The sequence below is a fragment of the Bradyrhizobium sp. USDA 4506 genome (assembly GCF_054058795.1).
This window is the reverse complement of record NZ_JBSSBM010000002.1, coordinates 8,398,784-8,424,399: the sequence shown is the minus strand read 5'-3', so window position 1 is coordinate 8,424,399 and position 25,616 is coordinate 8,398,784. Positions and strand designations below refer to the sequence as shown.

Genomic DNA, 25,616 nt, shown 5'->3' with positions numbered 1-25,616 from the left:
CCGCGCCTTCACCGCCCCACGAGCTGATCGGCAAAATACCCGATGGTCTTGCGATAGATCACCGCCCTGTTCCACTCGCGCATCGCCTCGAAATTCGCGGTGCCCTCGCCATAGGGCGCGCCCATCTTGAAGCCACTGGTGTGCAGGAGGTTCGCGGTCGAGGCCAGCACGTCGGCGACCGAGTGGCGCAGGTCGACATGGCCGTCGCCGTCGAAATCGACGCCATACTTGATGTAGGACGACGGCAAGAATTGCGTCTGGCCGATCTCGCCGGCATAGGCGCCGATCATGTCGTTGAGACGGAGATCGCCGCGCTGCACGATCTTGAGCGCGGCGAGCAGCTCGCCCTGGAACAGGTCGGTGCGGCGGCAATCATGCGCCAGCGTCGCGAGCACGCGGAACACCGGCAGCTTGCCCATGTCGCCCTTGCCGAAATCGGTCTCGAGCCCCCAGATCGCGACCAGGATCTGGCGCGGCACGCCATACTGCTGCTCGATCTTCGAAAGCAGCGCGGCGTGCCGCTGCAGCATCGCGCGGCCGCCATTGATGCGCCCGGGCCCGACCCGGGTTGCGACATACTGCTCGAAGGTCTTGTTGAAGGTGTAGCGCTGCCGGCGGTCGAAGGCGAGCACCCCGCCATCCTGCTGCACGCCGCCGAGCGCCGCGGAGATCACGTCCTGCTGGATGCCGGCGCTCGCCGCCTCCTGCGAGAACGACTGGACGAAGGTCGGAAAACTGCCGCCGCAGCGCGCGGCGTAGGAGGGGGTGGCAAGCAGCAAGGCGCCGAACACAACCGCCAAACGACACCTGAGCATGCAAAAAATCCCCCTGCTTCGATTGGCCGATCATGCCATGGAGCAAACGAGGCAGTCAAAGCGTCGGCACGACACTCCATCCTCGGCGGGCAGCTACGCGCCTCCATCCATGTTCGCACGGTGAATGACCACGGCGCATCCATCAACCGATCGGCACGTAGCCGAAGCTCAATCCCTGAGCTGGCGCTCCAGCCCCACAAAATCGATCTCGGCCCAGCGCTCGGAAATCCTGCCGTCCCGAATCCGCCAGAACGTCATGCCGCGGAATTCGACGTGGCGGCCGGTCGGCGCGATGCCGCGCCATGGGCTGCGGTGCCGGCCGCGTCAGACGAAGCGGCCGGCGACGATGTCGCGCTCGGCCACCAGGCATTCCGCCACCGCCGACAGGTCGGCGAAGGTCTCGTGCATCGCGGCCGAATGCGCGATCACGTCCTCGGCGCTCAGCCGCTTGCCCACCGCATGGTCGAAGAAGTCGGGCGCCAACTGCGCGCGGATCGCCTCGGGATCGTGGCGGTTGGTCACGGCGTCGTAATGCGCGAGCACGAGCGCCTTGTTGGCGTCGATTGTGGCGTTGGACATCGGCGATCGATTCTCGAAGGAAAGGTTGTAGAAAGAGAGAGATGCGCCTCATACGCGAATCGGACGGGATGGCGCAAGTGACGATGGTCAGAAAAAGCTCAGCTTTCGGCCGTCGTTCGTTTGCGCGCTGCGCGGCTCCGCCGCCAGCCACGGCGGGCCGGCCGGCCTACCGGCGGTAACATCATCCGTTGGCTTGACTGCCGGTGGCAGCAAGCGGCGGTCGGCGGCGAGCGACGCACCGCACGGCAGCATTTGAGGACGCGAAGCATGAACGCCGAAGCCGCCGGCCGCGACCAAGAAGCACGGGCCGGGCAAGCCGCTTCCGCCACGCGGCCGGCCGCGCTGTCTTGTTCATGCAACGCCGCGCCGCTAAAGCCAGGCACGCCGGCTGCAACGCCGCCGTCATTTGGGGATGCCATCCGATGACGCGTTTGGGGATGAGGGTGTGCTGCCGATGACGATCGCCTTGGGCTTCCCCTTGGGTTTCGCACGCGCGCGCAGGGCTGCCGCATCGATCGGTGTCGTGCTCGCGCTCGGCGCTGTTTTGAGCGCAGCGATCGACACCGCCGCCGCGCAGAACCTCCCCGCCAAGCGTGCGCCGGCGCAAGGTGGCGGCAGCACGCAGGCGATCGCCGCGCAGCTGAAGAACGCCATCGCGCTGACACGCAGCGGCAAGTTCGACGCCGGCTATGCACAGCTGCTTGCAGCACTGGATGCCGCAGACAAGCTCGACGACGCCCAGTTCGTCATGGAGCAGTATTTCGACGCGACCGCGACGCTGCGCGCGGTCAAGCGCGACGATCTCGCCGAAAAACTGTTCGTGCGCGCGTTCCAGAGCAAGGCGGCGGCGCAACGGCCGCCCGGCAATGCCGACGTGCTGCTGATGTACGCGATCCTGCTGTCCGACCACGCCAGGATCGCCGAAGCCGTTCCGCTCTACATGAAGGCGATCGCGGCGTTCAACGCCTATTGGGGCGAAGGCTCCGAGGAATCGCTGATCGCAAACGACAAGCTCGCGGTCGCGCTGTCCGCCAACGGCTCGGCGGCGTCGGCGACCAATTTGGGCCGGCACAATTTCGAGCGCGCGGAGAAGGCGCTCGGGCCCGACCACCGCACCACCTGGAAGCTCGCCAACAATTATGCCGACATGCTGCGCGAGATCGGCGCGCCGGCGAAGGCGCTCGAGCTCGATCTGTTCGCGATCGAGAAGCGCGCCAGACATTATGGCGAGAACCATCTCAACACGCTGGTGACGGTCAACAACGCCGGCCAGGATTTCCTCAATCTCGGCCGCTTCGACGACGCCCGCCGCTATTTCCGCCGCCACCGCGCGATCGCGGCCGCGATGGCGCCGAAGGATCCGAGCTTTGCCGGACAGGCCGACGCCTGGCTGTTCTACACCGACATGCTCGCCGCCGGCGATGCCGCGATCGCGCCGGCCGATCTGGCGCGGCTGGAGGCGATCGTCGCCAATGAGGCGAATTTTGCGGATTTCCTGCGCATCAAATCCGCGGTGCTGGCTGCCGGCCAACGCGAGCAGCGCGGCGAGCGGGACAAGGGGATGCGGCTGCGCGAGACCGCGCTGGCGATCTCGAGCCGCGCCTTCACCGCGCAGCATCCGATCAGCTTCGAGATCAAGCTCGGCATCGCGACCGCCCTGATCGCTGATGATCCGAGCCGCGCGGTGCAGGCCTTCGCCGCGCTTGACCGCCAGATGTTCGACTGGATGAAGCGCGAGGTCGGCACATCGGGCGATCGCGCCGTCGCCGAAGCGATCCGCGCCCATGCCGACCATCTCTTGTTCGCGTTCGGCCGCTTCGCCACCGGCGCCGGCTCCGCCGTGGCGCAGCCGGCCTTTGCCGCCGCCGTGCTGCGCTGGAAGACGCTCGGCGGCGCCGACGCCACGGCGCTGCGCCAGCTCGAGACGGAGGTCGCCGGCAAGGACGAGGAGACCGCGACGCTGCTGCGGACGGCGCTCCGGCTCAACGGCGAGAAACAGGAGCTGTTCTCGTCGGGCAATATCGACGACTGGGCGAGGTCGGTGTGGGGGCGGCAGGACGCCGCCGAGAAGGCGCTGCAGAAGCGGCTCGATGCGATCGGTGCGAAGCTGCCGCAAGACCCGATCCGTCCGTCACAGCTGCTCGCGGCGCAGGAAGCCGTCGTGAACTATTTCATCACCCGGCAATGGAAGGCGGATCGCCAGGCGAATGCGCCGCTGGCGGCGACCGTGCTCTACGCGATCGTCGAGACCGCAACGAGCGAGGCGCGCGTGGTCGATCTCGGCGATCCCGGCCGGATGGTCGACACCGGCGTGCGCACCGAGATCGCGCGGCTGCGCGCGACGCGGGCCGCTGCGTCGGATCCGGACACGCACGCGCCCGACGTCAAGGGCCGCTTCCAGAACCTCCGGGCGCGGCTGTTCGCGCCGCTGGAGCCGCTGCTGAAGGACAAGACCACGCTCTATGTCGTGCCTGACGGCTTCCTGTTCGCCGTGCCGTTCGCGCTGCTGCCTGGCAGTGGCGGCGGCCTGCTGGAGGACAAGTTCACGATCCGGATGCTGACCAGCCCCGATGCGCTGATCGCGATCCATGCGCGCGAGACGCTCGATCAGCGGGGCGCGATGCTGCTCGCCGGCGGCATCGAATATGGCGAGCCGGGGCCGATGCCGCTGCCCGCGACCCGGACCGAGATCGAGGCGATCGCCAAACTCGCCCGCACCCGCGGCGCGCCGGTCGAGATGCTGACCGGACGCGGCGTCAGCGAAGGCACGCTGCGCGCGGCGATCGGCAAGGCGCGCATCGCGCATCTGGCGACGCACGGCTTCTATCGCGACGGCACAGCGTCGGGCCTCGACACGCTGTGGCAGAGCGGCATCGTGCTGTCGGGCGCCGGCGACAGCCGATTTCCGCTGCGCGACGAGAACGACGGCTATCTCTATGCCTTCGAATTGATGGACTGGGACCTGTCCGGGCTCGACCTCCTGGTGCTGTCGGCCTGCGAAACCGGTCGCGGCGACGAGAGCTTCGTCAGCGGCCTGCGCGGCCTGCCGACCGCGCTCGGCATCGCCGGTGCGCGCCGCGCGCTGCTGACGCTGTGGCCGGTCGCCGACGATGGCACCGCGAGTTTTACCGTGCGGTTCTACGAGCACCTCGCGGAGGGGCTGACCTATTCCGATGCGCTGCGCCAGACGAGGCGCGATGCGCGCGACGGCAAGGTCGCGGGCGCGGGCGACGCCAGCGTGTGGGCGGCGTTCGTGCTGTTCGAGGGCTGAGCCGTATATGTCGTTGATGTGACCGGACGGGCACCGCGAGCGCATGCCGGGCCGAACTGCGCCCGGCGTTGCGCAAGGGCGGCACGCAACTCGATCGCGCAGGGCAGACCGGCGCACGGGCGCGGGCGATTTGCTTTGACAGCGGCGCCCCGATCGAGGACAAGCCGCGCATGCCGAAAAAACCCGGGACCAATCCCAAAGGCGAATTCGCCTTCTTCAACGTCTTCTATGAAGACGGCTCGCAGCGCTCCAACCGCCGCGTGCCGTCGGAGCTCATTGGCGGGCTCGACGGCGACGAGCCGGTGCGCGCCTTCCTGCGCGAGCAGGACCGCGAGATCGCCGAAAAGGGCGGCCGCCCGCCACTCGAGATCAAGTCCATCGAGCGCGTCGGCGCCAAGAAGAAGTAGCGGCGTCCACACAACTCTATCCACGTCATTGCGAGCGCAGCGAAGCAATCTCCTCGCGATGACGTCGGAGACGGATCAAAATGAAAACGGCGGGCCCAGGCCCGCCGTTGTTGTTTCGATGGATTGCCGGGTCGAGCCCGGCAATGACAATCGGAAATATTAGTTGTCCAGGAAGCTCCGCAGCTTCCGCGACCGCGACGGGTGCTTCAGCTTGCGCAGCGCCTTGGCTTCGATCTGGCGGATGCGCTCGCGGGTGACCGAGAACTGCTGGCCGACTTCTTCCAGCGTGTGGTCGGTGTTCATGCCGATGCCGAAGCGCATGCGCAGCACGCGCTCCTCGCGCGGGGTGAGCGAGGCCAGCACGCGCGTCGTGGTCTCGCGCAGGTTGGACTGGATCGCGGCGTCGATCGGCAGGATCGCGTTCTTGTCCTCGATGAAATCGCCGAGATGCGAATCCTCTTCATCGCCCACAGGCGTTTCGAGCGACAGCGGCTCCTTGGCGATCTTGAGGACCTTGCGCACCTTCTCGAGCGGCATGCCGAGCTTCTCGGCGAGCTCTTCCGGGGTCGGCTCGCGGCCGATCTCGTTCAGCATCTGGCGCGAGGTGCGGACGATCTTGTTGATCGTCTCGATCATGTGCACGGGGATGCGGATGGTGCGGGCCTGGTCGGCGATCGAGCGGGTGATCGCCTGCCGGATCCACCAGGTGGCGTAGGTCGAGAACTTGTAGCCGCGGCGATATTCGAACTTATCGACCGCCTTCATCAGGCCGATATTGCCTTCCTGGATCAGGTCGAGGAACTGCAGGCCGCGGTTGGTGTACTTCTTGGCGATCGAGATCACGAGCCGGAGGTTGGCTTCCACCATCTCCTTCTTGGCCTGACGGGCCTCGCGCTCGCCCTTCTGCACGCCGTGCACGATCTTGCGGAATTCGCCGATCTCGAGCCCGGTGAGCGCCGCCAGCGACTGGATCTCGTGGCGCAGGTCCTTGATGCGGTCCTTCTCGTGATGGACGAAGTTCTTCCAGCCCTTGGCCGACAGCTTGGAGACGCGGTTGAGCCAGCGCGGGTCGAGCTCGGAGCCCTGGTAGTTGCGCAGGAAGTCCTCGCGCGCGACGCCGTGGCTGTCGCCGAGGCGCAGCAGGCGGCCCTCGAACGAGACCAGCTTCTTGTTGATGTCGTAGAGCTGCTCGACCAGCGAATCGATGCGGGCCTGGTTGAGGCGCAGCGACTTCACCTCGACGATGATCTCGTCCTTCAGCTTCTTGTACTTGCGCTCCTGCGAGGGCGACAGCGACTCGCTCTGCAGCTGGTTGGCGATGTCCTGCTCCTGCAGGCGGCGCAGCTTCTTGTACTCGGATGCGATCTTGTCGAAGGTCTCGACCACCTTCGGCTTCAGCTCGGCCTCGATGGCGGCGAGCGACATCTGGTTCTCGAACTCGTCGTCGTCCATGTCGCCTTCGGCGGCGGCCTCGGCGGGATCCTTCTCCTCGGTGGCGGCTTCGCCACCGGCGGGCGCGGCGCGGAACGGGGTCGGCGACGGCGGCGCTGCCGGCGGCGCGACATGGGCCGGCGCACCGGCCTGCGCGTCGCCGCCATTGCCCTCAGCGGCGGCACCCTCGGCGCCGTTGTTGCCGATCAGGTTCGGATTGATGCCGCCCTTGGACTCGGGGCCGGCATAGGTGGCTTCGAGATCGATGATGTCGCGGAGGAAGATCTTTCCTTCGTTGAGCTCGTCACGCCAGATGATGATGGCCTGGAAGGTCAGCGGGCTTTCGCAGAGGCCCGCGATCATCGCCTCGCGGCCGGCCTCGATGCGTTTTGCAATCGCGATTTCGCCTTCGCGCGACAGCAGCTCGACAGTGCCCATCTCGCGCAGATACATGCGCACGGGATCGTCGGTGCGCTCGCCGGGCTCCGACTTCTTGACCTCGGTGACGGCCTTCTGCGTGACCTCGACGAGCTCGTTATCGGTCTCGTCGTCGCCGTCGTCCTTCTCGTCCTCGCCTTCGCTGTCGTCGGCCTCGGTGACGTTGATGCCCATGTCTGACAGCATCGACATGATGTCTTCGATCTGTTCGGGCGACGTCGTGTCGGAGGGCAGCACTTCGTTGAGCTGATCGAAGGTCACGAAGCCGCGCTTCTTGGCCTGCTTGATCATCTTCTTCACCGCGGCATCCGACAGGTCGAGCAACGGCGACGGCGCGTCAGCGGCATCCTTCTCAGGAGCATCCGCTGCCTTGTCGTCCTTTTCCTTGTCCTTAACCTGCAGCGTCTTTGCCTTGGTGGCCATTCACTAAGCTCCCGAAACGCGGTCATGCAAAATGGCGCCACGCACGCGCATCCGCACGAAATCTAGATTTACTCTCTCGACGCACAAAGGGCGGCGCAATATCTCGCCACCCCTGTCATCCGTCTCGACGGTTTCCAATCTGCAATAGCCCGTCGCGTCTTCCGTAAAAGTGGACACCGGTTTTACGATCGGAAGACGCGACAGATCTAGATCTGACGCATTTTCTGACGGCGAACCGGGAACCACTTCGCCTGAAAATGCTACGGTAGCTATTAAGTTTCGCTTAACCCTGTTTTTGCAGCCAAACCATGGATTTGGCGAGTCTTTTTGCGGGTGCGGCCAGCGCCGTCCGCAGCATTTTTGTTATCAGACATTACGCTGGAACCGGCCCGATAATTCGCCGAACCCTTCAATCAGGGCTTCGGTCCCGTCGGCTTCTGCCATCCGGGCCTGGATATCCTGCAACCATGTCAGATTGGCCTCGCTGGAGTCTTCAGCCAAAGCCGCTTCCGCATCTTTTCTTTCCCTAAGTAAGGCGTGGGTTTTCTGATGCAAGGCAACGAGTTGACGCCAGGTTGATAAAACATCCTCGCGCGCCGCGCCGATCTGCGCGCCCCACACCGCCTGGGTTGTGATCGCCCGCTCAACCCTTTGAAGAATCGGGGATAATCCGCCCGCTTCGAGGTCGGCCCGCATCTTCTCGGCCTGCTCCTCGGCGTCCGGGGAATGGTGATGGTCGTGGGCAAAGGCGGCGATGATGGCGGCCCTGAGCTTGTGGGCCTCGGGATGGGCGAGCTCCAGCGCCGCCACCTCCTCGAGATGGTCGTGCAGCAGCCAGGGGTGGTTGATCAGGGATTGCAGGATAAGGGCCTCGCGGCGGGAGATCGCGCTGCGCTGGCCGCGCATGATCGGACTGTTGGCCAATTGGGGGCTGGCGGCCTGGTAGGGACCCCGTGAAATCCCGGGGGTGGCACCGAACCGGCCGCCCTGCCGGCCGTTTTGGGCAGGTCCCCGGGGGGCAAACTGGCGGGGAGATTCGCCGCCGCGGCCGCCGCCGAAATTGCCCCGACCGTAGCCGCCGCGGCCATAACCGCCGCGGCCGCCCTCGGGCGCAAAATTGCGCTGCAGCCGCTCCTGCAGGTCCTGCCGGTAATAGCGGCGCACCACCTCGTCGCGGATGCCATTGGTGAGCTCGCCGATCCGCGCCTCCAGCGCGGCGCGGCGCTCGGGCGTATCGAAATTGCCGCCCTCGATCTCGCGCGACCAGATCATTTCGGCGAGCGGACGCGCGGCCGAGATCACGTCCTCGATCGCGCCGCGGCCGCCGGAGCGGGCGAGATCGTCGGGATCCTGCCCTTCCGGCAGCAGCGCAATCCGCAGGCTCTTGCCGGGCTTGAGCTGCGGCAAGGCGATATCGGCCGCGCGGTACGCCGCCTTCTGTCCGGCGCGGTCGCCGTCGAAGCAGAGGATCGGCTCGTCGACCATCTTCCAGAGTAGGCCGAGCTGGTTCTCGGTCAGCGCGGTGCCAAGCGGCGCGACGGCGCCGGGAAAGCCCGACGTGACCATGGCGATGACGTCGACATAGCCCTCGACGACGATCAGTTGCGCGCCGTCATGCGCGGCCTGCCGCGCGGTGAACAGATTGTAGAGATTGTCGCCCTTGTGAAACAGCGTGGTTTCCGGCGAGTTCAGGTACTTTGCCGGAACGTCCTTCTCCAGCGCACGCCCGCCGAATGCGATGACGCGGCCGCGGGCATCCGTGATCGGGAACATGACGCGGTCGCGGAAACGATCGAACGGCACCGGCTTGTCCTCGCCGGACACCAGAAGCCCGGCCTCCACCATGTCGTCAGTGGAGATCCCTAACGCGCCGAGATGCTCCTTCAGCGCGAAGCGGTCCGGCGGCGCATAGCCCATCCGGAACTGGAGCTGGGTCGCCGGCGAGATGGCGCGGTCGGCGAGGTAGCCACGCGCCTTGGCGCCGCCGCGCGAGGCCAGCGTGTCGGCGAAGAACTTGGTCGCCAGTTCCATCACGTCGTGCAGGGTGCGGCGGTGCTGCTCGTGCCGCGCGGCGTCGGGCGTCACCGCCGGCAGCGGGACACCCGCCATCGCGGCGAGACGTTCCACCGCCTCGGGGAAAGTCACGCCCTCCGTCTTCATCAGAAAGTCGAAGATGTTGCCGTTCAGCCCGGACGAGAAGTCGAACCAGGCCTGCTTCTGGTCGTTGACGAAGAACGACGGCGTCTTCTCCTGCTGGAACGGCGACAGCCCCTTCCACTCCCGGCCGGCCTTCTTGAGCTTGACGCGCCTGCCCACGACTTCCGAGACCGGAAGCCGGGCGCGCAGCTCATCGAGGAATTCGGGCGTGAAACGCATCAGTCAGGATTTTGGGCTCGGGCGGCGAATCGCGGACAACCGGTTAGCCATATAGCGGCACGGCCCGCCATGCCGAACAATGTGGGGCTTTTCCGGGCTATTCACAGGTCTGGTCCGTCGCGGCTCCGTCGAGCGGGCTACCCCCAAATCCACGGTGGAGAGCCTGTGCGGCAAGCTTGCCCCCTCCCCGCTTCCGGGATTGGATAGGCCATGTTCACGACATTCAGAGGCGGACAGAGCGGCGGCTGGCAGGTCACGTCCATCACGCGGGTGAAGGGCGAGACGCTGCCGAAGGTCGCGGCGTTGTCGATCGTTGCGAGCGAGTCGATCGCGCTGCCGCTGCTGCCGGCGCAGACCTCCTGGCGGCTCGCCGGCGTCGCCAGCCATCTGCGCTACACCGAGAAGGAGGAGCGCGAGAAGCTCTTGGCCGTGCAGGCCGGGCTCGGCCGCAGCGAGGCAACCCACGCAGCGCTGATCCCAATCAGGAAATCCGCGGCGTGGTGGGAGCTGACGCAGGAGGAGCGCCGCAAGATCTTCGAGGACAAGTCGCACCACATCGAAGGCACCCTGAAATTCCTCCCCGCGATCGCCCGCCAGCTGTTTCATTCGCGCGACCTCGGCATGCCCTTCGACTTCCTGACCTGGTTCGAGTTCGCCCCCGACCACGTCACCCTGTTCGACGAACTGGTCGGCATGCTGCGCGCGACCGAGGAATGGAGCTATGTCGAGCGCGAGGTCGATATCCGCGTGGTGCGGGAGGATTGACTTCTCTTTCGTCGTGGCCGGCACAGCCGTCAGAATGACGGCGTCGCTTCCGCTCGCCTATGACCCGGCAATCCATCAAAAGAATGACTATTGCGAAGTGAGATGGATGCCCGGGTCAAGCCCGGGCATGACGAAACATGCGGCACGTCCGAGCGCTAATGCTCCAGGAATTTTCCTGACGCGATCCGTGGCAGCTCGGTGACCGGCCAGTTGTAGAGATAGGTCCACGCCTCGCTCACATTGCCGTCGGCAAGCGTGACCTCGAGCATCTCGCGGACATATTCGGTCGGCGGCGGAAAGCCTTCGCCGCAGGCTTCGTACATGTCGAATTCACGCAGCATGGCCTCGCGCTCACGCAAGCGGAACAGTTCACCATGCACGATGTCGGCCGGATCGTCCGACACGACCAGGCCCGGATAATGCTTCACCAGATAGAGCCGGCCGCTGCACTGCGCCGGCCCGAGAAACTCGGCATTGCCCGCGAGCAGCTTCGCCATCGGATGGTCGAAGCCGCGCATCAGCGTGCCGTAGACGAAAAGAAGATCGGGGGTCATGGGTTCAGTTGTCATTCCGGGATGGTCCGAAGGACCAGACCCGGAATCTCGAGATTCCGGGTCTGATGCTAACGCACCATCCCGGAATGACAGAAAATCCCGGGGGACGCTAGGCCGCCGCCACCTCATCGGTCACGACGACGAACTTCGTCAGCGTCATGCGGCCGAAGCTCGTGGTGAGGGCGACGTCGGCGGCGTCGCGGCCGGTTGCCATCAGGATGCGGCCGATCCGCGGCGTGTTGTGGCGGGCATCGAAGGTGTACCACTGGCCGGACAGATAGACCTCGAACCAGCCGGAGAAATCCATCGGCGCCGGGTCCGGCGGCACGCCGATGTCGCCGAGATAGCCGGTGCAGTAGCGTGCCGGAATGCCCATGCAGCGGCAGAAGGTGAGCGCCAGATGCGCGAAGTCGCGGCAGACGCCGGCGCGGCTTTTATAGACGTCGTGCGCCGACTTCATGTGATGGGCGTGCTGATAGCCGAACGTCACGTGGTGGTGCACGAAATCGGTGATCGTCTGCACCCGCGCCCAGCCCTGCTGTGTGTTGCCGAACAGCGACCAGGCAATGTCGGTCAGCTTGTCGGTCTCGCAGTAGCGGCTCGGCATCAGATAGAGCAGCATATCGTCAGGCAATTGCTCGATCGGCAGCTGCTGCGCCGCCGGATTGACGGGATCCGGCAGCCCGGGATCGCGCACCAGCGCGCTGCCGCGGAAGGTGACGCCACCGCTGGGCGCCACCAGACGCCCGCAGACATTGCCAAAGCCGTCGCGATAGAGGCCGATCGGCACGTCCGGCTCGGTCGAAAGGCGCTCGGTGCCGACGATGTCGGCGTAGCGCGACGGATGGATCGACAGCATGATCACCATCGGGGTCGGCTGCGCCGCCGTGTAGGTGATCTCGAAGCCGACCTTGATCTGCATCGTCAGGCCGTCTCCTGCTCCGCGTTCTCGCCGACCGAGACCACCTTGATGTCGACATCCATGCCGAGAAAGGCGTCCGCCGCGCCGAGATAGACGCCGTGCAGCGGGATCGCCTGGCGCGGGTCGCGCGCCACCGCGACGCGGATCAGATCGCGCGTGCCGACGATGCCGTTGGTCGGATCGAACTCGATCCAGCCCGCGCTCGGCAGATAGACCTGCACCCAGGCATGGGTCGAGCCGCCGCCGACATAGCCGTGCGCGCTGCCGGGCGGCATGGCGAGATAGCCGGAGACGAAGCGCGCGGCGACGCCGAGCCGGCGCAGCGCCTCGATCATGAACAGCGCATAGTCGCGGCAGGTGCCGGACTGCGTGCGCAGCGTGTCGAGCGGATGCTGGGTGCCCTGCTCGTAGCGCTTGCGATAGCTGAACGCCTCGCGGATGCCGTGGGTCATGCCGCTGAGGATCTTGAAAGTCGGCGTCGGCGCCTCGACATCGAGGAAGCGCCGCGCCCAGGCCGACAGCTCACCGTTCGGGTCGCCATATTGCGGCGTAATGAACTGCTGCAGGTCGGGGAATTCCTCATCGTCGTAGAGGAACGGATAGAAATAGGCGGGATCGTCCGGCGTCAGCGCAAACGTATCGGCCGGATTGTGCTCCACCGTCGCGGTCGAGACGAAGGACAGCATGTCGGCGCGCTCGTCGAAGGCGGCGATCGCCATGCTGTTGCCGAACACGTCGTGGATCCAGCGCAGCGACATCGGCTGTGGATCGATCACAAGTGCGCTGTCGAGCACGCGCAGATCATGGCCGTCACGGGGGCGCAGCATGATGCGGTGTTCGCCGAACGCCACCGGGCGCGCGTAGCGATAAACGGTCTTGTGATGAATAGTCAGCAGCGGCATCTTCAAACAATCATCGTGATTTCGGGCTGCATAATCTATAGAGAAAGCTGCCCGATTCCAGATCAGCATGCCGCCTGAATAGGCAAAGTTGAGGAAAAAAGCCCTTGAATTACGGAGGCGGTCCATCGTTCCTGCTCGCGAGCACCGACGCTTCACCGGTTCTTGAACACAATGCCGACGGCCGCTCGCCGTTCCTGTTCACCTGCGACCACTACGGCAGGCTGATTCCCTCTCCGCTCGGCGACCTCGGCCTGCCCGAAGATGAACTGGTGCGGCACATCGCCTGGGACATCGGCATCGCCGGCGTCGCAACCCGGCTCTCGGAGCGGCTCGGCGCGCATTTGATCGCGCAGCGCTATTCGCGGCTCGTGATCGACTGCAATCGTCCGCCGCATGTCGCAAGCTCGATCCCGCTGATCAGCGAGGCCACCACGGTGCCGGGCAATGAAGGCCTGTCGCGCGAGGCCGCCGAGATGCGCCACGCGCAGATCTTCGATCCCTATCACAAACGCATCGACGAGATCATCGACGCGCGTGCGCGTCGGGGCCTGCCGACGATGCTGGTGTCGCTGCACAGCTTCACGCCGATCTACGCCGGCATCGCGCGACCCTGGCACATCGGCACGCTCTACCACCGCGACACGGTACTGCCGCCGCTGCTGCTGAAGCATCTGCGCGCCGAGGGCGATCTCGTGGTCGGCGACAACGAGCCCTACGCGGTCAGCGACGAGACCGACTACACGATCCCCGTGCATGGCGAGGCACGCGGCCTGATGAACTCGGGCATCGAGATCCGCCAGGACCTGATCTCCGACCAAGCCGGCGAGACGGCGTGGGCCGAACGGCTGGCGCGCATCCTCGGCGAGATCGAGGCGACGCTGCGCACGGAAGCGCTGATCTAGCGACTGACGGTCAGCCAGGGCGTGGCCTCTAGCCCGAAGGCGGCTCGACGTGCTTTAATTGGCCGGGTTGAACTTCCAAGTTAGGGTAGTCCGTGGCGCCCGAGCGAGTGGAAAGGCGACTGGCAGCAGTGCTGGCGGCAGATGTCGCCGGCTACAGTCGCCTGATGGGAGCGGACGAGGAAGGCACGCTCGCGCGGCTCAAGGCGGCCAGAAAGAATCTCATTGATCCAACGATCGCCGCTCATCGAGGCCGCATCGTCAAAACGACCGGCGACGGCATGCTTGTCGAATTCGGCAGCGCCGTCGATGCAGTGCGCAGCTCTGTAGAGGTTCAGGGCAGGATGGCGGAGCTCAACGTATCCGCACCGCAACAGCAGCGGATCGAATTTCGCATCGGCATTCACGTCGGCGACATCATCATCGACAACGACGACATCTTCGGCGACGGCGTCAACATCGCCGCGCGGCTGGAGAACATCGCGGACCCGGGCGGCATATGCCTGTCTGACGACGCCTACCGGCAGATCCGGAGCAAGGTCGATGCAGCCTTCGAAGACATGGGCCAACAGAATCTGAAAAACATCACTGAGCCGATCCGCGCCTGGCGAATGAAGATTGGCGCCAGACCTTCGCCTGAGCGCCATCCAACTCCCGCCGAATCGCATCACGTGCGCCCGTTTTCGGGAAAGCCCTCCATCGCGGTGCTGCCGTTTCAGAACATGAGCGGCGACAGCGAGCAGGAGTATTTCGCGGACGGGATCGCGGAAGACGTCCTTACGACCCTGTCAAAGATACAGGAATTGATGGTGATAGCTCGCAACTCGAGCTTCGCGTTCAAGGGGCAGAACCGGGACATTCGCGAAATCGGGCAGATCCTGGGTGCTCGTTATCTGCTGGAGGGGAGCGTTCGAAAGATCGGCAATCGCATCAGGTTGACGGCGCAGTTGATTGATGGTCGAGACGGCGGCCATCTCTGGGCGGATCGCTTTGACGGAGACCTGGACGACGTGTTCGATCTCCAGGACCGAATTACGCAAGAGATCGTCGAAGCGCTCGAGGTCCAGTTGACGGTCGGCGAACGCGCAAGGGTGTGGAGAAAGCGCTCGGGCAGTCCGCTGGCTTATGAGTATGTCTTAAAGGGACGCGCCCTGTACGTTAATTTCGCAAGGCAAACTCACGCACAGGCCCGGAAGCTTTTTGAACAGGCGCTGGAGATCAATGCCTCGTTTATGCCGGCGCTCTACTTGTTGGGTCTGACCCTGACCGACCAGGCGCGCTTCGGTTGGATCAAGGATGAAAATGAAGCGTATCAAGCCGCACTGGGCTGCGCTGATCGGGCTCTCGCCGCCGACCCGAGCTTCGGGGAAGCATACCTGGTGATCGGCTATGTTCGTACCTATCAACGTCGTCATGATGAGGCTGTGGCAGCAGGAGAAACGGCGATCAGCCTCGCTCCCAGCAGCTCTGACGCCCATCACATGGCGGGCATGTACCATGGCTACGCCGGCAATTTCCGAAAGGCCGTCCTCTACGAGGAACACGCCCAACGGCTCAGTCCGATTGAGCGCAACGAATCGATGGTGGACGAAGCGCGCGCAAGATTTCATCTCGGAGATTTCGCGGCGGCGCACGATATAGCCTCCCGCGTGCTGAGGCAGCGGCCGCTCTGGCTGACCGCGCAGTCGACACTCATAGCGGCGCTCTGGAATCTCGGCCGGCAAGATGAAGCGCGGATGATCTCAAGCGACTTGCTGGCGGGCCACCCCAATTTCAGCCTGGCCCGCTGGGCGGGGCTGCTGCCGTATCGTCGACAGGGCGACCTGGACGCATTGGTCAACCCGCTACGCATGGCGGGGCTCCCGGAGTGAAGCCCGATGCCGCACGCCAGGCACCTGCGCGGCCGCGACTGCTTGTTCGGTTGCCGGTACGGCTTCTTGCGCATCTCCGCGGATGAGACACCGCAGGGATCGGCATATTCCGATTGGACCGGCTTTGCTGATTGCCCGGCCGGTTCGAAGCGCGATCAGGCGAACCCGATCAATTCGGCTGGCGCCGCCAGATGAACACCAGATAGAGCAGCACAGGCAGGCCGAGCCCGGCCCACGAGACCGCATCCCACCAGCCGTCGCCGACCAGCGCGCTGATCAATCCGACCGTGCTCACGATCGCGATGACGAGCGGGGCGGCGAAGATCTGGGTCAATGAACGATGCGAGACCATGCTGGCGTCACGACGATAATGCGGGGTTGTCGAGGGAGGCGGCGTTGGCGATCGCGCGTTCCTGGCTCACGCCCGCCTTGCGGCGGCGCATCCACAGATACACGCCGGTCACCAGGATGAAGATGGTCAGGATGTCGAGCAGTGCCCAGACGATCTTGAGCGGCATGCCGCCATAGTCGCCGAAATGCAGCGGCTGCGAGACGAACAGGGTCGTCACATACCAGGGCATGTCCCTTGTGTCGGTCAGCTTGCCGGTTTCCGCGTCGATCAGCGCCGGTTTGAGCAGCCGCGAGGTCAGCGGCGTATCGCCATGCAGGAACACGGCGTAGTGGCTCTTGCTGCTGAACAGGGTTCCCGGGAAAGCAACGAAGCTCGGCGTCATGCCGGGCACCGCATGGGTGGCCACTTCGACCGCCGCATTCAGCGAGGTCAGCTTCGACGGCACCGGCCGGTCCCTGTACTGCGCCGTCATTTCGGCGAGCTGGCCGAACTGCCACATCTTGAGCACGAGGTCGGCCCAGGTGTTGATGACCCCGGTGAAGCCGACGACCAGCGTCCAGGCGACGAGCAGGATGCCCGCGAGATTATGGACGTCGAGCCAGCGCACGACGCGGGTCCGCTGCGCGCGATAGGCGCCGAAACGCAGTTTCCGCATCGACGGCGCGTAGACCACGATGCCGGAGATGATCGCGACGCAGAACAGGATCCCCATCAATCCGAGGAACAGCTTGCCGGGCAGGCCTGCGAACATGTCGGTGTGCAGCTTCAACATGATGTAGGTGAAGCGGCCGGTCACATCGGGCGCATCGAGATAGGCGCCGCTATGCGTATCCATCCGGATCAGCAAATTGTTGGTCGGATCGGCATCGATGGTCGGACCGACGCTGACGAACATCGCGCTCGGATCGTCGCGATCCCAGATCAGGAAGTGAGGCACCTTTCCGGGTGCCTGCGCCAACGCGTTGCCGAGCAGACGGTCCAGATTGGCCGGCGGCGTGCCTGGCGGCACGTCGGGCGGCTTGACCTGGCTGTGCAGGAGATCGTCGATCTGCTCGTGGAAGATCAGCGGCAGGCCGGTGATGCAGAGCAGCAGCATGAACAACGTGCAGATAAGGCTGGTCCATTTATGGACAGCGCCCCATCGCCGCAAGGATCTGGTCGTCGCAGTCAATTTCGTTACCTAGTTCCAGGTGTACTTCATCGTGCCCAGCACCGTGCGGCCATTGCCGAGGCCGCAATAGGGAAGCCCGGTGAGGCAGGATGCAACGTAGAAGTGATCGGTCAGGTTGGTCACGTTGACCTGTGCCTTCCAGCCCTTCAGGTCCGGCCGCAGATAAGCGAAGTCGTAGCTGACCGACGCATCGAGCAAGGCATAGGAGGGAATGACAAAGGTATTGAGGTTGTCGCCGTAGGTCTCGCCGACATAGCGCACGCCGAGGCCGAGCCCAAGGCCCGCGAGCGCGCCGTCATACCAGGTATACTTGCCCCAGACCGCGCCCTGGTCCTGCGCCGTGTTCATCATGTACTTGCCGGCATAGCCGGCGATGCTCGTCGTCACCCGCGGATCGAGATGGGTGTATCCCGCCGTGATCTCGAGCTCGCGCGTGAGATTGCCCTTCAGCTCGAGCTCGAGGCCGCGGACACGCACGGCATCGGTCTGCACGTTGAACAGCGGGTTCAACGGATCGGCGGTCAGCACGTCCTGCTGACGGATATCGAACGCTGCCGCCGTCACCATGAAGTTCGAGCCGTTCGGCTTGAACTTGACGCCGACTTCCGCGCCCTCGCCCGTCGTCGGCCTGAACGACCGGCCGGCGCTGTCGGCGCCGAGGTTGGGCGTGAACGAGGTCCCGTAGCTGACATAGGGCGCGAGGCCGATATCGAACAGGTAGCTCAGGCCGATGCGCCCGGTTTGCGCCGAGTCATCGCGCGAATAGTGGCCGGCCGGCGGATAGAACGCCATGCTGGTGAAGCCGGAGCTGACCCAGTCCTGGCGGCCGCTCATGGTCAGCGTCCAGCGATCGAGCTTGATCTGATCCTGCAGATAGGCGCCGAGCTGCGACTGCCTGTCGTCGCGCAGAATGAAAGGCGCCAGCGAGCTGGCTGACGGAACGGCGGTGCCGTAGACCGGACTATAGGCATCGATCGGCGCAATCGGCGTCGTGCGATAGTCCGTGTTCGCCCACAGATCGAAGTAGTCGACGCCGGCCAGCACCTTGTGGACCAGCGGCCCGGTGGCGAAATCCGCCTGCAGCTGATTGTCGAGCGCGACATTGGCGGCGTTGGCCTTGACGTAGTTGTAGGTGCGCGCGACCAGACGATCCGTCACCATGCCCTCGGTCCGCACCGATGCGAGGTCGTTGCTGACCTGGGTGTAGCGGAGGTTTTGCCGGAACTGGAAGATGTTGTCGAAGCGATGCTCGAACGCGTAGCCGACCGCGAACTGCTCGAGATGATAGCCATCCAGCCCGGGCTCGCCGAGGTAACGGCTGTAGGGAATATGTCCGTTGGGGTTGGGCAGGAACGACACCTGTCCCGGGACGTATTGCTGGTAACCCTTGTTGTCGACCTTCTGGTACTGCGAGAGCACGGTGAAGCTGGTGTCGTAGGTCGGGCGCCAGGTGAAGCTCGGCGCGATGAACAGCTTGTTGTCCTGAACGAAGTCGGTCTGGCTGTTGCTGTCGCGGCCAAGGCCGACGATGCGGTAAAGGAACCGGCCGTCCTTGTCGGCCGGACCGCCGATATCGAAGGCGCCCTGGAAGCGATCGAACGAGCCGAACGATCCCTCGATCTCGTAATGCGGCGTCTCGGTGGGCCGCTTGCTGACCAGGTTCAACAGGCCGCCCGGATCGGATTGTCCATACAGGCCGGATGACGGCCCCTTCAGGACCTCGATGCGCTCGAGACCATAGGTCTCGATGCGCGGGACCGCGAAGGTCGTGGTGTCGGTCGGCAGCCGCAACCCGTCGAGATAGCGCGGCGCGGTGAAGCCCCGCAGCTTGAACTCGTCGAAGAACGCGTTGGCGCCAAAACTCTCGATCGTCACGCCGGGCGTGTAACGCAGCGCTTCGGTGATGTTCTGCGCACCCTGCGCCTGGATCTGATCCTGGGTGACGATCGAGATCGACTGCGGCGTCGTCAGGACCGGGCTGTCGGTCTTGGTTGCGGTGACGCTCTGGCTGGCGAGATAACCGGTGACCGGGCCGTTGCCGCGCTCTCCGCCGCCACCTGCCCCCGGTGCTGGAACGTTCTGCGCGGGCGCCCGGTTCGCGATCGATCGCGGCGTCGTACGTGCAGGACGCGCCGCGCGTCGCGCCGGCAGCGTCCGCCGCGCCTGCTGCTGTTGTTTCGGCGCCTCGACCGTCACCGGCGGCAGCGCCGATTGCGCAACGCTTTCACGCGGCGTCACCACACTCAGCGCGAACAAACCGCTGCCAGCCATGTACCCGGCCGCCAGCGCAGTGCGACGAAACATCCGACCCCCGTCAACTCACATCGCCTTCATCCTCGCCGTCACTAACACGATGAAAGACGTACGCAGCTGATCGGTGATTAGAACACATCCAGTGTTGGGCTTATCGCCGATGGTGTTGCGAGCTCGCAACGTGAACGCAGCGAAACTGCGTCAATGCGCCTCAGATTTTTCGAGCGCTTCTAAGGACGATTCTAAACTGCGTTTCGCTCCGCGATACTTCGAGTCAGTTCCGCGCACAGCGATCGAACGACGCCGTGCGCGGAAGCGATGATCGCAGTTGCGGTGCTCTCGCCGAGCTCAGCGTCAGACTTCGGTGACGTGCTCCGGATCGGCGGATGCGAGCGCCGCGGCACGCTCGGCGCGCGGCGGATAGATCCAGACGGTGTTGATCTCCCGCTTGGTCTTCTTGGCCACATCGCCGACCATCTCGACCTTGCGCTCCCAGCCGCGGGTGAACAGCGCACCGGCCTCGCCGAGGTCGAGGCAGGTGACATAGGCCTTCTGGTGATACGGCTTGGTCGCGACACCGAGCAGCTCTGCCGCGGCGTTGTTGCCTGCAAAGGCGCCCATCCGCGTCGCGTGCTGGCACGACATCAGCGCGTAATTGCCGACATCGTCGCATGCAGCGCGCGCCGCATCGCCGGTGGCGAACACGCCCGCGACCGACGGCACGCGCAGATCACGATCGACCAGCAGCCGGCCGAAATTGTCGCGTTCCGCCGGGATCTGCGTGGTCAGCGGCGCGGCGCGAATGCCCGCCGCCCAGACCACGGTCGCGGCCTCGATATGCTCGCCGCTGGAGAGCGTGACGCCGGACTTGCTGACCTCGGCGACGCCGGCACCGAAGCGGCCTTCCACGCCGAGCTTGCGCATCGCGTCCTCGATGATCGGGCGCGGGCCCTCGCCCATGTCGGGTGCAATCGCGGCGTTGCGATCGACGATGACGACGCGCGGCTTGGCGTCCTTGCCAAGGATCTCGCGCAGCCGCGCCGGCATCTCGGTCGCCGCCTCGATGCCGGTGAAGCCGCCGCCGGCAACGACGACAGTGTCGCGTGCCACTGATGCCGGCTGCCTGGCGAGGTCGTGCAGATGGCGGTCGAGCGCGATCGCATCCGCAAGATTGTCGACGCTGAAGCCATGCTCGGCGAGACCGGGTACGTTCGGACGGAACAGCCGGCTGCCGGTCGCCACCACAAGGCGATCATAAGGCAGCGTCTTGCGCGCGTCCTTGGCGGTGACGATCTGTACGGTGCGGGCCTTGGTGTCGACGGCTTCGGCGCTGCCCTGCACATAGACGACGTCGATCGCGTTGAAGACGTCGAGCAGCGGCGCGGTCAGCGTCTCCGGCTTCGGCTCGTAGAGCCGCGGGCGGACCACCAGGGTCGGCTCCGGCGCGACCAGGGCGATCTCGAGCTCCTCGGGCGAAACGCCCTTGATGTCGCGCAGGCGGGCTGCGGAGAGCGCGGCATACATGCCGGCAAAGCCGGCGCCAATGATGACAATTCGCATGGGTATCTCCTCTGGGTTGACAGTCTCTGATGTCCGCGCGTTGCCGTCGCTGCCTGCCGCTTGCGGCGAAGCCTGTCGCGATCGGCGACGCGAAGAGGTGGAAAGGCGAGCGCCTATTGCCGGGCGCAGCTCGACAGGAACGGCGTGCGCGCCCCGGGCATGCAGGCTGCGCGGCAGCCTCTCGCGCCCGACAGCGCTCCATGGTGAAGGCCGATCGGCAGCGCGGCGCTCGGGAGCCAATCGCGGTAGAGCGCCTGGGCGGCGTCGCTGATCATCACCGACGTCATGGCATCGGCGCCCTGAACGGCCTGCGCCGGCGCATCGGCATCCTCGCCGGTTGCCGACGTGAAGCGGACGGTGAGCGTAAGCCCGTACATCAGTGCAGTCGCGAGAACCCGGCGTCGCCGCGTGACTGCAAGGGAGCTACCGAAATCCTTCCAGGCCATCGCTTGTCTCCGTTGTTGGCGTGGGCGCCACGGTGATCTAGCGAATTGGCCGTATGAGTGCCCCAGAGCGATTGCCTGACCTGAAGAGCGATTGCGGCTAGTGTCCTGAATCAAAAGTTCGGCGGACTCCAAATCGACTCGATGATAGCGGACTCTCCTGATTTGGGGAGGATTGGCGATGGGTCGGCGCTTTGCTCCGCTGGAGCTTGATGAGGTGGAACGTGCTGAGTTGACATCGTTGGCGTCGCGTCGAAGCACTGCTCAGGCGTTGGCGCTGCGGGCTCGGATCGTCCTGGCCTGTGCTGAGGGCGAGCAGAGCAAGGTCGTGGCGGCCCGTTTGGCTGTCGATCCCGACACGGTCGGCAAATGGCGGCGGCGGTTCTCCGAGCATCGGCTTGAAGGTCTTTGGGACGAGCCGCGATCGGGGACGCCACGCACGATTGAGGATGCCCGGATCGAGGCGGTGATCGTTCGCACCCTTGAGACCCAGCCTCCCGGGGCCACCCACTGGAGTTCGCGCAGCATGGCGCGGGCCAGCGGGCTGTCAGTCTCAACAGTACAGCGTATATGGCGCGCTTTCGGCTTGCAGCCGCATCGGTTGGAGACCTTCAAGCTCTCAACCGACCCCGACTTTGTCGCCAAGGTTCGCGACATCGTCGGCCTTTACGTAGCTCCGCCCGAGCGCGCCATCGTACTGTGTGTCGATGAGAAGTCGCAAATCCAGGCGCTGGATCGCAGCCAGCCCATGCTGCCCATGCGACCTGGCCAGCCGGCGCGCCGTAGTCACGACTACAAACGCCATGGCGTCACCTCGCTGTTTGCCGCCCTCGACGTCGCAACCGGCCGGGTCATTGGCAAATGCTATGGACGCCATCGTGCCAAAGAGTTCCGCAAGTTTCTCGATGAGATCGAAGCTGCGGTTCCAGACGATCTGGACGTCCACCTCGTCATGGACAATTACGCAACCCACAAGACGCCGTTGATCCGCAACTGGCTGGCAAAGAGGCCGCGCTGGCACGTCCACCTGACGCCAACCAGTTCATCCTGGCTCAATCAGGTCGAACGCTTCTTTGCACTCATCACCGAGCGTAAGATTAGGCGCGGCATCTATCGCAGTGTGGCGGCGCTACGGGCCGAGATTGCCTCCTTCATCGACCATCACAACGCTGACCCAATGCCGTTCCGATGGACCAAATCAGCTGACGACATTCTCGGCTCAATCGAACGCTTCTGCGCTTACAATCTGCCCGCCAAGGCATAAAATGCCATGAACTTTTGGTTCAGGACACTAGAGCATTTTCGGTTCTTTGCTCGAAAACGCTCTACCGCAGACGGCGCCGCCAATCGCTCGGGGTTTCGCCGGTCAGCTTCCTGAATGCGGCCGCGAACGCGGTCTGCGAACTGTAGCCGAGCGCCGCCGCGATCGAGACCACGGATGCGTCGGTGTCGCGCAGCATGTTCATGGCCTGCTCGAGCCGGTGCTGGCGCAGCCAGGCATGCGGCGAGAGCCCGGTGCTTTCCTTGAATGCGCGGCAGAAGTGAAAGCGCGACAGGCCGGCGTCCGCCGCCAGCGCCGCGAGCGAGACGTCCGCATCGCTGTCCGAGCGCAATCGCTCGATGGCGCGGCGCAGCGCCGTCGGCGCAAGACCGCCTACGGTCACCTGCACGGTCGCAGGCACGCCGGCGTGCGCCGACAGCAGGCGCGTGGCCAAAAGATCCGTCAGTTGCTGCCGGAACAGCGCATCCAGCGCCGCGCTGCCCTCGAGTGCATCAGCGGCGCTCAGCAGCAACCGCGATGTAATCGGATCGGGATGCCCGGTGCGCTCCAGCAGATCGCCGGGAGCGGCGGTGTCGGCCTCGCCGGCGACGCGCGCCAGCGTCGCATGCGGAAGATAGAGCTGAACGACATGCACCGACTGGTGAATATCCCAGCGCGAGCTCGAGCCGGCCGGGATGATCGTCACGACCCCGGACCGGGCCGTTCCGATCGAAGCCACCCTGCCGGTGCGCCGCTCCAGCCGCTGCGAGCCTGCGGGATAGCTCATGACGACGTGGTCGACCATCGGCCTGACCACGTCGTGCAGCGCGTCATGCTTCCAATAGGCGATCGCGCCGCTCGACGGGTCGGCCGCCATGCGAAGCGGCTGCGTCTTGAGCACGCGGGCCATCTCCTGGCCGGCCGGGCAGCGCGGACCGGCCGGCGCCTCGGCCTGCCGCGCATCGGATGCGGCGGGCGAATCCCGCAAAGGATCGTGCAGGATCGGCTTACTCATCACCTGTGCTCGCGTTTGAAGGCTCATGCGCTCCCTCCTTGCGGGCCGGTCTGTCGGACCCATGAGGCGCGGAACTGCCCGCCGGACCTAAGCGCCGCGCGGTTCGAATGTCTTTCCTGAAACGGCCATGCTTTGCCCAATTCTGCGCCAAGCGCGCGGCTGCGACATTTCTGCGTCCGGCACGGTCGATTGGACCAAAGCAGTTGAATTCATTCCGGAATCGCATTGCGCTGAACGACCGGCAGCATCGTTCATGATCGCGTGAGACAACTGGACTGCGCCGCAGCAATCCCGGATAATGAGTGACGGCTTCGCAGGCTGACTGACAAGTCCCTGCCCGGCTGCACATCAATGATGGACTCAACACGCATGGCACAGGCGGGCGCCTACGGGCAGCGGCTCGGGCAATTCCTACGCCTGAGGGATACGCCGCCGGCGCTGATCACGCGCACGCTGCGCAGCGCCGAACTCGCGGTCACCGAAACCCGGGACGACAACCCGGTGCCCGGGCTGTCCGGATCGCTCACCGCCGAGGATGCCTTTCTGGTCAGCCTGAAGCTGCACGATTATCCGGACTGCGAATTGTGGGAGGGCGGCAAGTGCCTCATGAAGCGGGATATCCCGGCGGGCGCGACCTATCTTTACGATCTCAAACGCGATCCGCGCTACGTGATCGACAAGCCGTTCCACTCGCTGTTCTTCTATCTGCCGCGCTCGGCGCTCACTGATTTCGCCGAACAGACCGGCTCGCCGCGCATCGGTGAACTGTCCTGCGAAATCGGCACCGGTCACGACGATGGCGTCATTCGTCACGTCGGGGCGCTGCTGCGCGAGGGATTGCGCCGGCCGGACGAAACCAACCAGCTGTTCATCGATCACATGATGCTGGCGCTGACCGCGCACGTCACCCGGACCTATGGCGGAATACAACATCCGACCGGACCGACCCGTGGCGGCCTCGCCGCCTGGCAGATCAACCGCGCCTGCGAAAAGCTCGAATCCGACCTCAGCGGGAAGATTTCGCTGAAGCAGATCGCGGCCGAGCTCGATCTGTCGGTCGGCCATTTTTCGCGCGCCTTCCGCATCTCCACCGGCCTGCCACCGCACCAATGGCTGCTTCAGCAGCGCCTGAAGGTGGCCAAGCAACTGATGGCGGCGCGCGACCTGTCGCTGTCCGAGATCGCGATTTCGGCCGGCTTCGCCAATCAAAGCCACTTCACGCGGGTGTTTTCCGCCGTGGTCGGCGTCAGCCCGGCGGCGTGGCGGCGCGAGATGCACCGCCCGGCGAGAAGCGAGAGCTGAACAGCGCCGCGCTCAACCGGCCGGCGCGGCTTGAACGGCGTGCTTCGCATGCCATTTGGGACCCGGTCCGCGCATGTAGTGCAGCTCGGGCCGGTAGGGATCGCGAATTCGCGCGATCAGGTTCTGCAAGCCCGTCGTGATCGCGTTCCAGCCGTCGCGCAGAGCGAGCAATGATGCGTGCGGTGACAGCATGGCGCCCTCTCAGTGCGGCTTGCCGAGCACGGATGCGAAGGACAGGATCAGGATCTCCTCGCCGGCGTCGTCGCTGACATGCACGACCCAGTCGCGCCAGTCTTCCAGGCTGACCGTTGCGACAAGCGATCGCATCATGCACGTCGCCGCCTCGCAGGCCTCCGAGAGGCTGGTCACCGAGGTGCCGCGGCGATCCATCAGCACCCCGTGCGTGGTCGAGCAATGGAAAAAGACCTGGGTCATGTGCGTATCCTCGCAAGCTCCGGACCAGAAGGTCATCTTTGGAGCTCCACGTTTCTTCGACGCGACCATTCGAAAGGCGGTTCACACGGACGCGGGCCGCGCGGCGGCCTCGCGGAATGGTGATCAAGCCCCAGCACCGCCTCCTCACCAAATCGCGATTTGACAGTTTTT

The 25,616-nt window shown here is 65.0% G+C and carries 21 protein-coding genes and 1 pseudogene; 7 read left to right on the top strand and 15 right to left on the bottom strand.

Going from position 1 to position 25,616, the window contains the following annotated elements:
• Positions 1–8 precede the first annotated feature (8 nt).
• Together ACVIHF_RS41835 and ACVIHF_RS41830 are read right to left on the bottom strand one after the other, a co-directional pair.
• A complete protein-coding gene (locus tag ACVIHF_RS41835; RefSeq protein ID WP_076827939.1) occupies positions 9–815 on the bottom strand; it encodes a lytic murein transglycosylase in 807 nt (268 codons plus the stop codon).
• Positions 816–983: 168 nt separating this feature from the next.
• Positions 984–1,394, bottom strand: a pseudogene (locus ACVIHF_RS41830) (ester cyclase).
• Between the two features lie 454 nt (positions 1,395–1,848).
• Here ACVIHF_RS41830 and ACVIHF_RS41825 point away from each other — a divergent pair.
• Both ACVIHF_RS41825 and ACVIHF_RS41820 read left to right on the top strand, forming a co-directional pair.
• Entirely contained in the window at positions 1,849–4,665 is a 2,817-nt protein-coding gene (locus ACVIHF_RS41825) for a CHAT domain-containing protein (protein WP_253604118.1), read from the top strand.
• 170 nt (positions 4,666–4,835) lie between these two features.
• On the top strand, positions 4,836–5,072 hold the full coding sequence (locus tag ACVIHF_RS41820) for a hypothetical protein (protein ID WP_026192271.1): 237 nt from the start codon (positions 4,836–4,838) through the stop codon (positions 5,070–5,072).
• 159 nt (positions 5,073–5,231) lie between these two features.
• Here the strand turns inward: ACVIHF_RS41820 and rpoD are convergent, their stop codons facing one another.
• Both rpoD and dnaG read right to left on the bottom strand, forming a co-directional pair.
• Complete coding sequence (gene rpoD, locus ACVIHF_RS41815; RefSeq protein ID WP_057018061.1) at positions 5,232–7,364, bottom strand: RNA polymerase sigma factor RpoD; 2,133 nt, start codon at positions 7,362–7,364, stop codon at positions 5,232–5,234.
• 366 nt (positions 7,365–7,730) lie between these two features.
• Positions 7,731–9,740, bottom strand: a complete 2,010-nt coding sequence (gene dnaG / locus ACVIHF_RS41810) for a DNA primase (protein WP_456793807.1) — start codon at positions 9,738–9,740, stop codon at positions 7,731–7,733.
• Between the two features lie 210 nt (positions 9,741–9,950).
• On the opposite strand from dnaG, the gene ACVIHF_RS41805 reads away from it, so the two are divergent.
• Positions 9,951–10,505 carry a chlorite dismutase family protein gene (locus ACVIHF_RS41805; protein WP_076827947.1) on the top strand — a complete coding sequence of 185 codons (555 nt, stop codon included), beginning with the start codon at positions 9,951–9,953 and terminating at the stop codon, positions 10,503–10,505.
• Between the two features lie 155 nt (positions 10,506–10,660).
• On the opposite strand, the gene ACVIHF_RS41800 is transcribed toward ACVIHF_RS41805, so the two are convergent.
• The 3 genes from ACVIHF_RS41800 to ACVIHF_RS41790 all read right to left on the bottom strand — a co-directional run bounded on the left by ACVIHF_RS41800 (position 10,661) and on the right by ACVIHF_RS41790 (position 12,883).
• Positions 10,661–11,059 (bottom strand): gamma-glutamylcyclotransferase family protein, encoded by a 399-nt coding sequence (locus ACVIHF_RS41800; RefSeq protein WP_456794174.1) that lies wholly within the window; start codon positions 11,057–11,059, stop codon positions 10,661–10,663.
• A 109-nt stretch (positions 11,060–11,168) separates the two neighbouring features.
• Positions 11,169–11,981 (bottom strand): transglutaminase-like domain-containing protein, encoded by an 813-nt coding sequence (locus tag ACVIHF_RS41795; protein ID WP_456793806.1) that lies wholly within the window; start codon positions 11,979–11,981, stop codon positions 11,169–11,171.
• Between the two features lie 2 nt (positions 11,982–11,983).
• Entirely contained in the window at positions 11,984–12,883 is a 900-nt protein-coding gene (locus tag ACVIHF_RS41790; protein WP_168855223.1) for a transglutaminase family protein, read from the bottom strand.
• 104 nt (positions 12,884–12,987) lie between these two features.
• Between ACVIHF_RS41790 and ACVIHF_RS41785 the strand changes: the two genes are divergently transcribed.
• Both ACVIHF_RS41785 and ACVIHF_RS41780 read left to right on the top strand, forming a co-directional pair.
• The gene (locus tag ACVIHF_RS41785) at positions 12,988–13,785 is read left to right on the top strand and encodes an N-formylglutamate amidohydrolase (protein ID WP_456793805.1); all 798 of its coding nucleotides are present in this window, start codon (positions 12,988–12,990) and stop codon (positions 13,783–13,785) included.
• A 128-nt stretch (positions 13,786–13,913) separates the two neighbouring features.
• A complete protein-coding gene (locus tag ACVIHF_RS41780; RefSeq protein WP_456793803.1) occupies positions 13,914–15,653 on the top strand; it encodes an adenylate/guanylate cyclase domain-containing protein in 1,740 nt (579 codons plus the stop codon).
• A gap of 169 nt (positions 15,654–15,822) precedes the next feature.
• Here ACVIHF_RS41780 and ACVIHF_RS41775 read toward each other — a convergent pair whose 3' ends face one another.
• From ACVIHF_RS41775 to ACVIHF_RS41755, 5 genes are all read right to left on the bottom strand, one after another.
• The gene (locus ACVIHF_RS41775; RefSeq protein ID WP_016839685.1) at positions 15,823–16,005 is read right to left on the bottom strand and encodes a hypothetical protein; all 183 of its coding nucleotides are present in this window, start codon (positions 16,003–16,005) and stop codon (positions 15,823–15,825) included.
• Between the two features lie 7 nt (positions 16,006–16,012).
• Positions 16,013–17,155, bottom strand: coding sequence for a PepSY-associated TM helix domain-containing protein (locus ACVIHF_RS41770; protein ID WP_256558834.1), 1,143 nt, complete (start codon positions 17,153–17,155; stop codon positions 16,013–16,015).
• A 30-nt stretch (positions 17,156–17,185) separates the two neighbouring features.
• Positions 17,186–19,480, bottom strand: a complete 2,295-nt coding sequence (locus ACVIHF_RS41765) for a TonB-dependent siderophore receptor (protein ID WP_456793802.1) — start codon at positions 19,478–19,480, stop codon at positions 17,186–17,188.
• A gap of 303 nt (positions 19,481–19,783) precedes the next feature.
• On the bottom strand, positions 19,784–20,989 hold the full coding sequence (locus ACVIHF_RS41760) for an NAD(P)/FAD-dependent oxidoreductase (protein WP_253604137.1): 1,206 nt from the start codon (positions 20,987–20,989) through the stop codon (positions 19,784–19,786).
• 113 nt (positions 20,990–21,102) lie between these two features.
• Positions 21,103–21,435, bottom strand: coding sequence for a hypothetical protein (locus ACVIHF_RS41755; RefSeq protein WP_253604139.1), 333 nt, complete (start codon positions 21,433–21,435; stop codon positions 21,103–21,105).
• 178 nt (positions 21,436–21,613) lie between these two features.
• Here ACVIHF_RS41755 and ACVIHF_RS41750 point away from each other — a divergent pair, with 178 nt between their 5' ends.
• Positions 21,614–22,696 carry an IS630 family transposase gene (locus ACVIHF_RS41750; protein ID WP_253604297.1) on the top strand — a complete coding sequence of 361 codons (1,083 nt, stop codon included), beginning with the start codon at positions 21,614–21,616 and terminating at the stop codon, positions 22,694–22,696.
• A 61-nt stretch (positions 22,697–22,757) separates the two neighbouring features.
• Here ACVIHF_RS41750 and ACVIHF_RS41745 read toward each other — a convergent pair whose 3' ends face one another.
• On the bottom strand, positions 22,758–23,708 hold the full coding sequence (locus tag ACVIHF_RS41745; protein ID WP_253604140.1) for a helix-turn-helix transcriptional regulator: 951 nt from the start codon (positions 23,706–23,708) through the stop codon (positions 22,758–22,760).
• A 369-nt stretch (positions 23,709–24,077) separates the two neighbouring features.
• On the opposite strand from ACVIHF_RS41745, the gene ACVIHF_RS41740 reads away from it, so the two are divergent.
• Positions 24,078–25,010 (top strand): helix-turn-helix domain-containing protein, encoded by a 933-nt coding sequence (locus ACVIHF_RS41740; protein WP_456793800.1) that lies wholly within the window; start codon positions 24,078–24,080, stop codon positions 25,008–25,010.
• Between the two features lie 12 nt (positions 25,011–25,022).
• Here the strand turns inward: ACVIHF_RS41740 and ACVIHF_RS41735 are convergent, their stop codons facing one another.
• Both ACVIHF_RS41735 and ACVIHF_RS41730 read right to left on the bottom strand, forming a co-directional pair.
• A complete protein-coding gene (locus ACVIHF_RS41735) occupies positions 25,023–25,202 on the bottom strand; it encodes a hypothetical protein (protein WP_456793799.1) in 180 nt (59 codons plus the stop codon).
• A gap of 9 nt (positions 25,203–25,211) precedes the next feature.
• Positions 25,212–25,445, bottom strand: coding sequence for a DUF6894 family protein (locus tag ACVIHF_RS41730; protein ID WP_253604146.1), 234 nt, complete (start codon positions 25,443–25,445; stop codon positions 25,212–25,214).
• Positions 25,446–25,616: the final 171 nt, after the last annotated feature.

Bases quoted from the DNA above. Each gene is read 5' to 3' on its own strand.
- ACVIHF_RS41800 (WP_456794174.1), bottom strand. From the start codon at position 11,059: ATGACCCCCGATCTTCTTTTCGTCTACGGCACGCTGATGCGCGGCTTC.
- ACVIHF_RS41805 (WP_076827947.1), top strand. From the start codon at position 9,951: ATGTTCACGACATTCAGAGGCGGACAGAGCGGCGGCTGGCAGGTCACG.
- ACVIHF_RS41755 (WP_253604139.1), bottom strand. From the start codon at position 21,435: ATGGCCTGGAAGGATTTCGGTAGCTCCCTTGCAGTCACGCGGCGACGC.
- dnaG (WP_456793807.1), bottom strand. From the start codon at position 9,740: ATGCGTTTCACGCCCGAATTCCTCGATGAGCTGCGCGCCCGGCTTCCG.
- rpoD (WP_057018061.1), bottom strand. From the start codon at position 7,364: ATGGCCACCAAGGCAAAGACGCTGCAGGTTAAGGACAAGGAAAAGGAC.
- ACVIHF_RS41820 (WP_026192271.1), top strand. From the start codon at position 4,836: ATGCCGAAAAAACCCGGGACCAATCCCAAAGGCGAATTCGCCTTCTTC.
- ACVIHF_RS41790 (WP_168855223.1), bottom strand. From the start codon at position 12,883: ATGCCGCTGCTGACTATTCATCACAAGACCGTTTATCGCTACGCGCGC.
- ACVIHF_RS41740 (WP_456793800.1), top strand. From the start codon at position 24,078: ATGGCACAGGCGGGCGCCTACGGGCAGCGGCTCGGGCAATTCCTACGC.
- ACVIHF_RS41765 (WP_456793802.1), bottom strand. From the start codon at position 19,480: ATGTTTCGTCGCACTGCGCTGGCGGCCGGGTACATGGCTGGCAGCGGT.
- ACVIHF_RS41775 (WP_016839685.1), bottom strand. From the start codon at position 16,005: ATGGTCTCGCATCGTTCATTGACCCAGATCTTCGCCGCCCCGCTCGTC.
- ACVIHF_RS41745 (WP_253604140.1), bottom strand. From the start codon at position 23,708: ATGAGTAAGCCGATCCTGCACGATCCTTTGCGGGATTCGCCCGCCGCA.
- ACVIHF_RS41750 (WP_253604297.1), top strand. From the start codon at position 21,614: ATGGGTCGGCGCTTTGCTCCGCTGGAGCTTGATGAGGTGGAACGTGCT.
- ACVIHF_RS41835 (WP_076827939.1), bottom strand. From the start codon at position 815: ATGCTCAGGTGTCGTTTGGCGGTTGTGTTCGGCGCCTTGCTGCTTGCC.
- ACVIHF_RS41795 (WP_456793806.1), bottom strand. From the start codon at position 11,981: ATGCAGATCAAGGTCGGCTTCGAGATCACCTACACGGCGGCGCAGCCG.
- ACVIHF_RS41730 (WP_253604146.1), bottom strand. From the start codon at position 25,445: ATGACCCAGGTCTTTTTCCATTGCTCGACCACGCACGGGGTGCTGATG.
- ACVIHF_RS41735 (WP_456793799.1), bottom strand. From the start codon at position 25,202: ATGCTGTCACCGCACGCATCATTGCTCGCTCTGCGCGACGGCTGGAAC.
- ACVIHF_RS41760 (WP_253604137.1), bottom strand. From the start codon at position 20,989: ATGCGAATTGTCATCATTGGCGCCGGCTTTGCCGGCATGTATGCCGCG.
- ACVIHF_RS41825 (WP_253604118.1), top strand. From the start codon at position 1,849: ATGACGATCGCCTTGGGCTTCCCCTTGGGTTTCGCACGCGCGCGCAGG.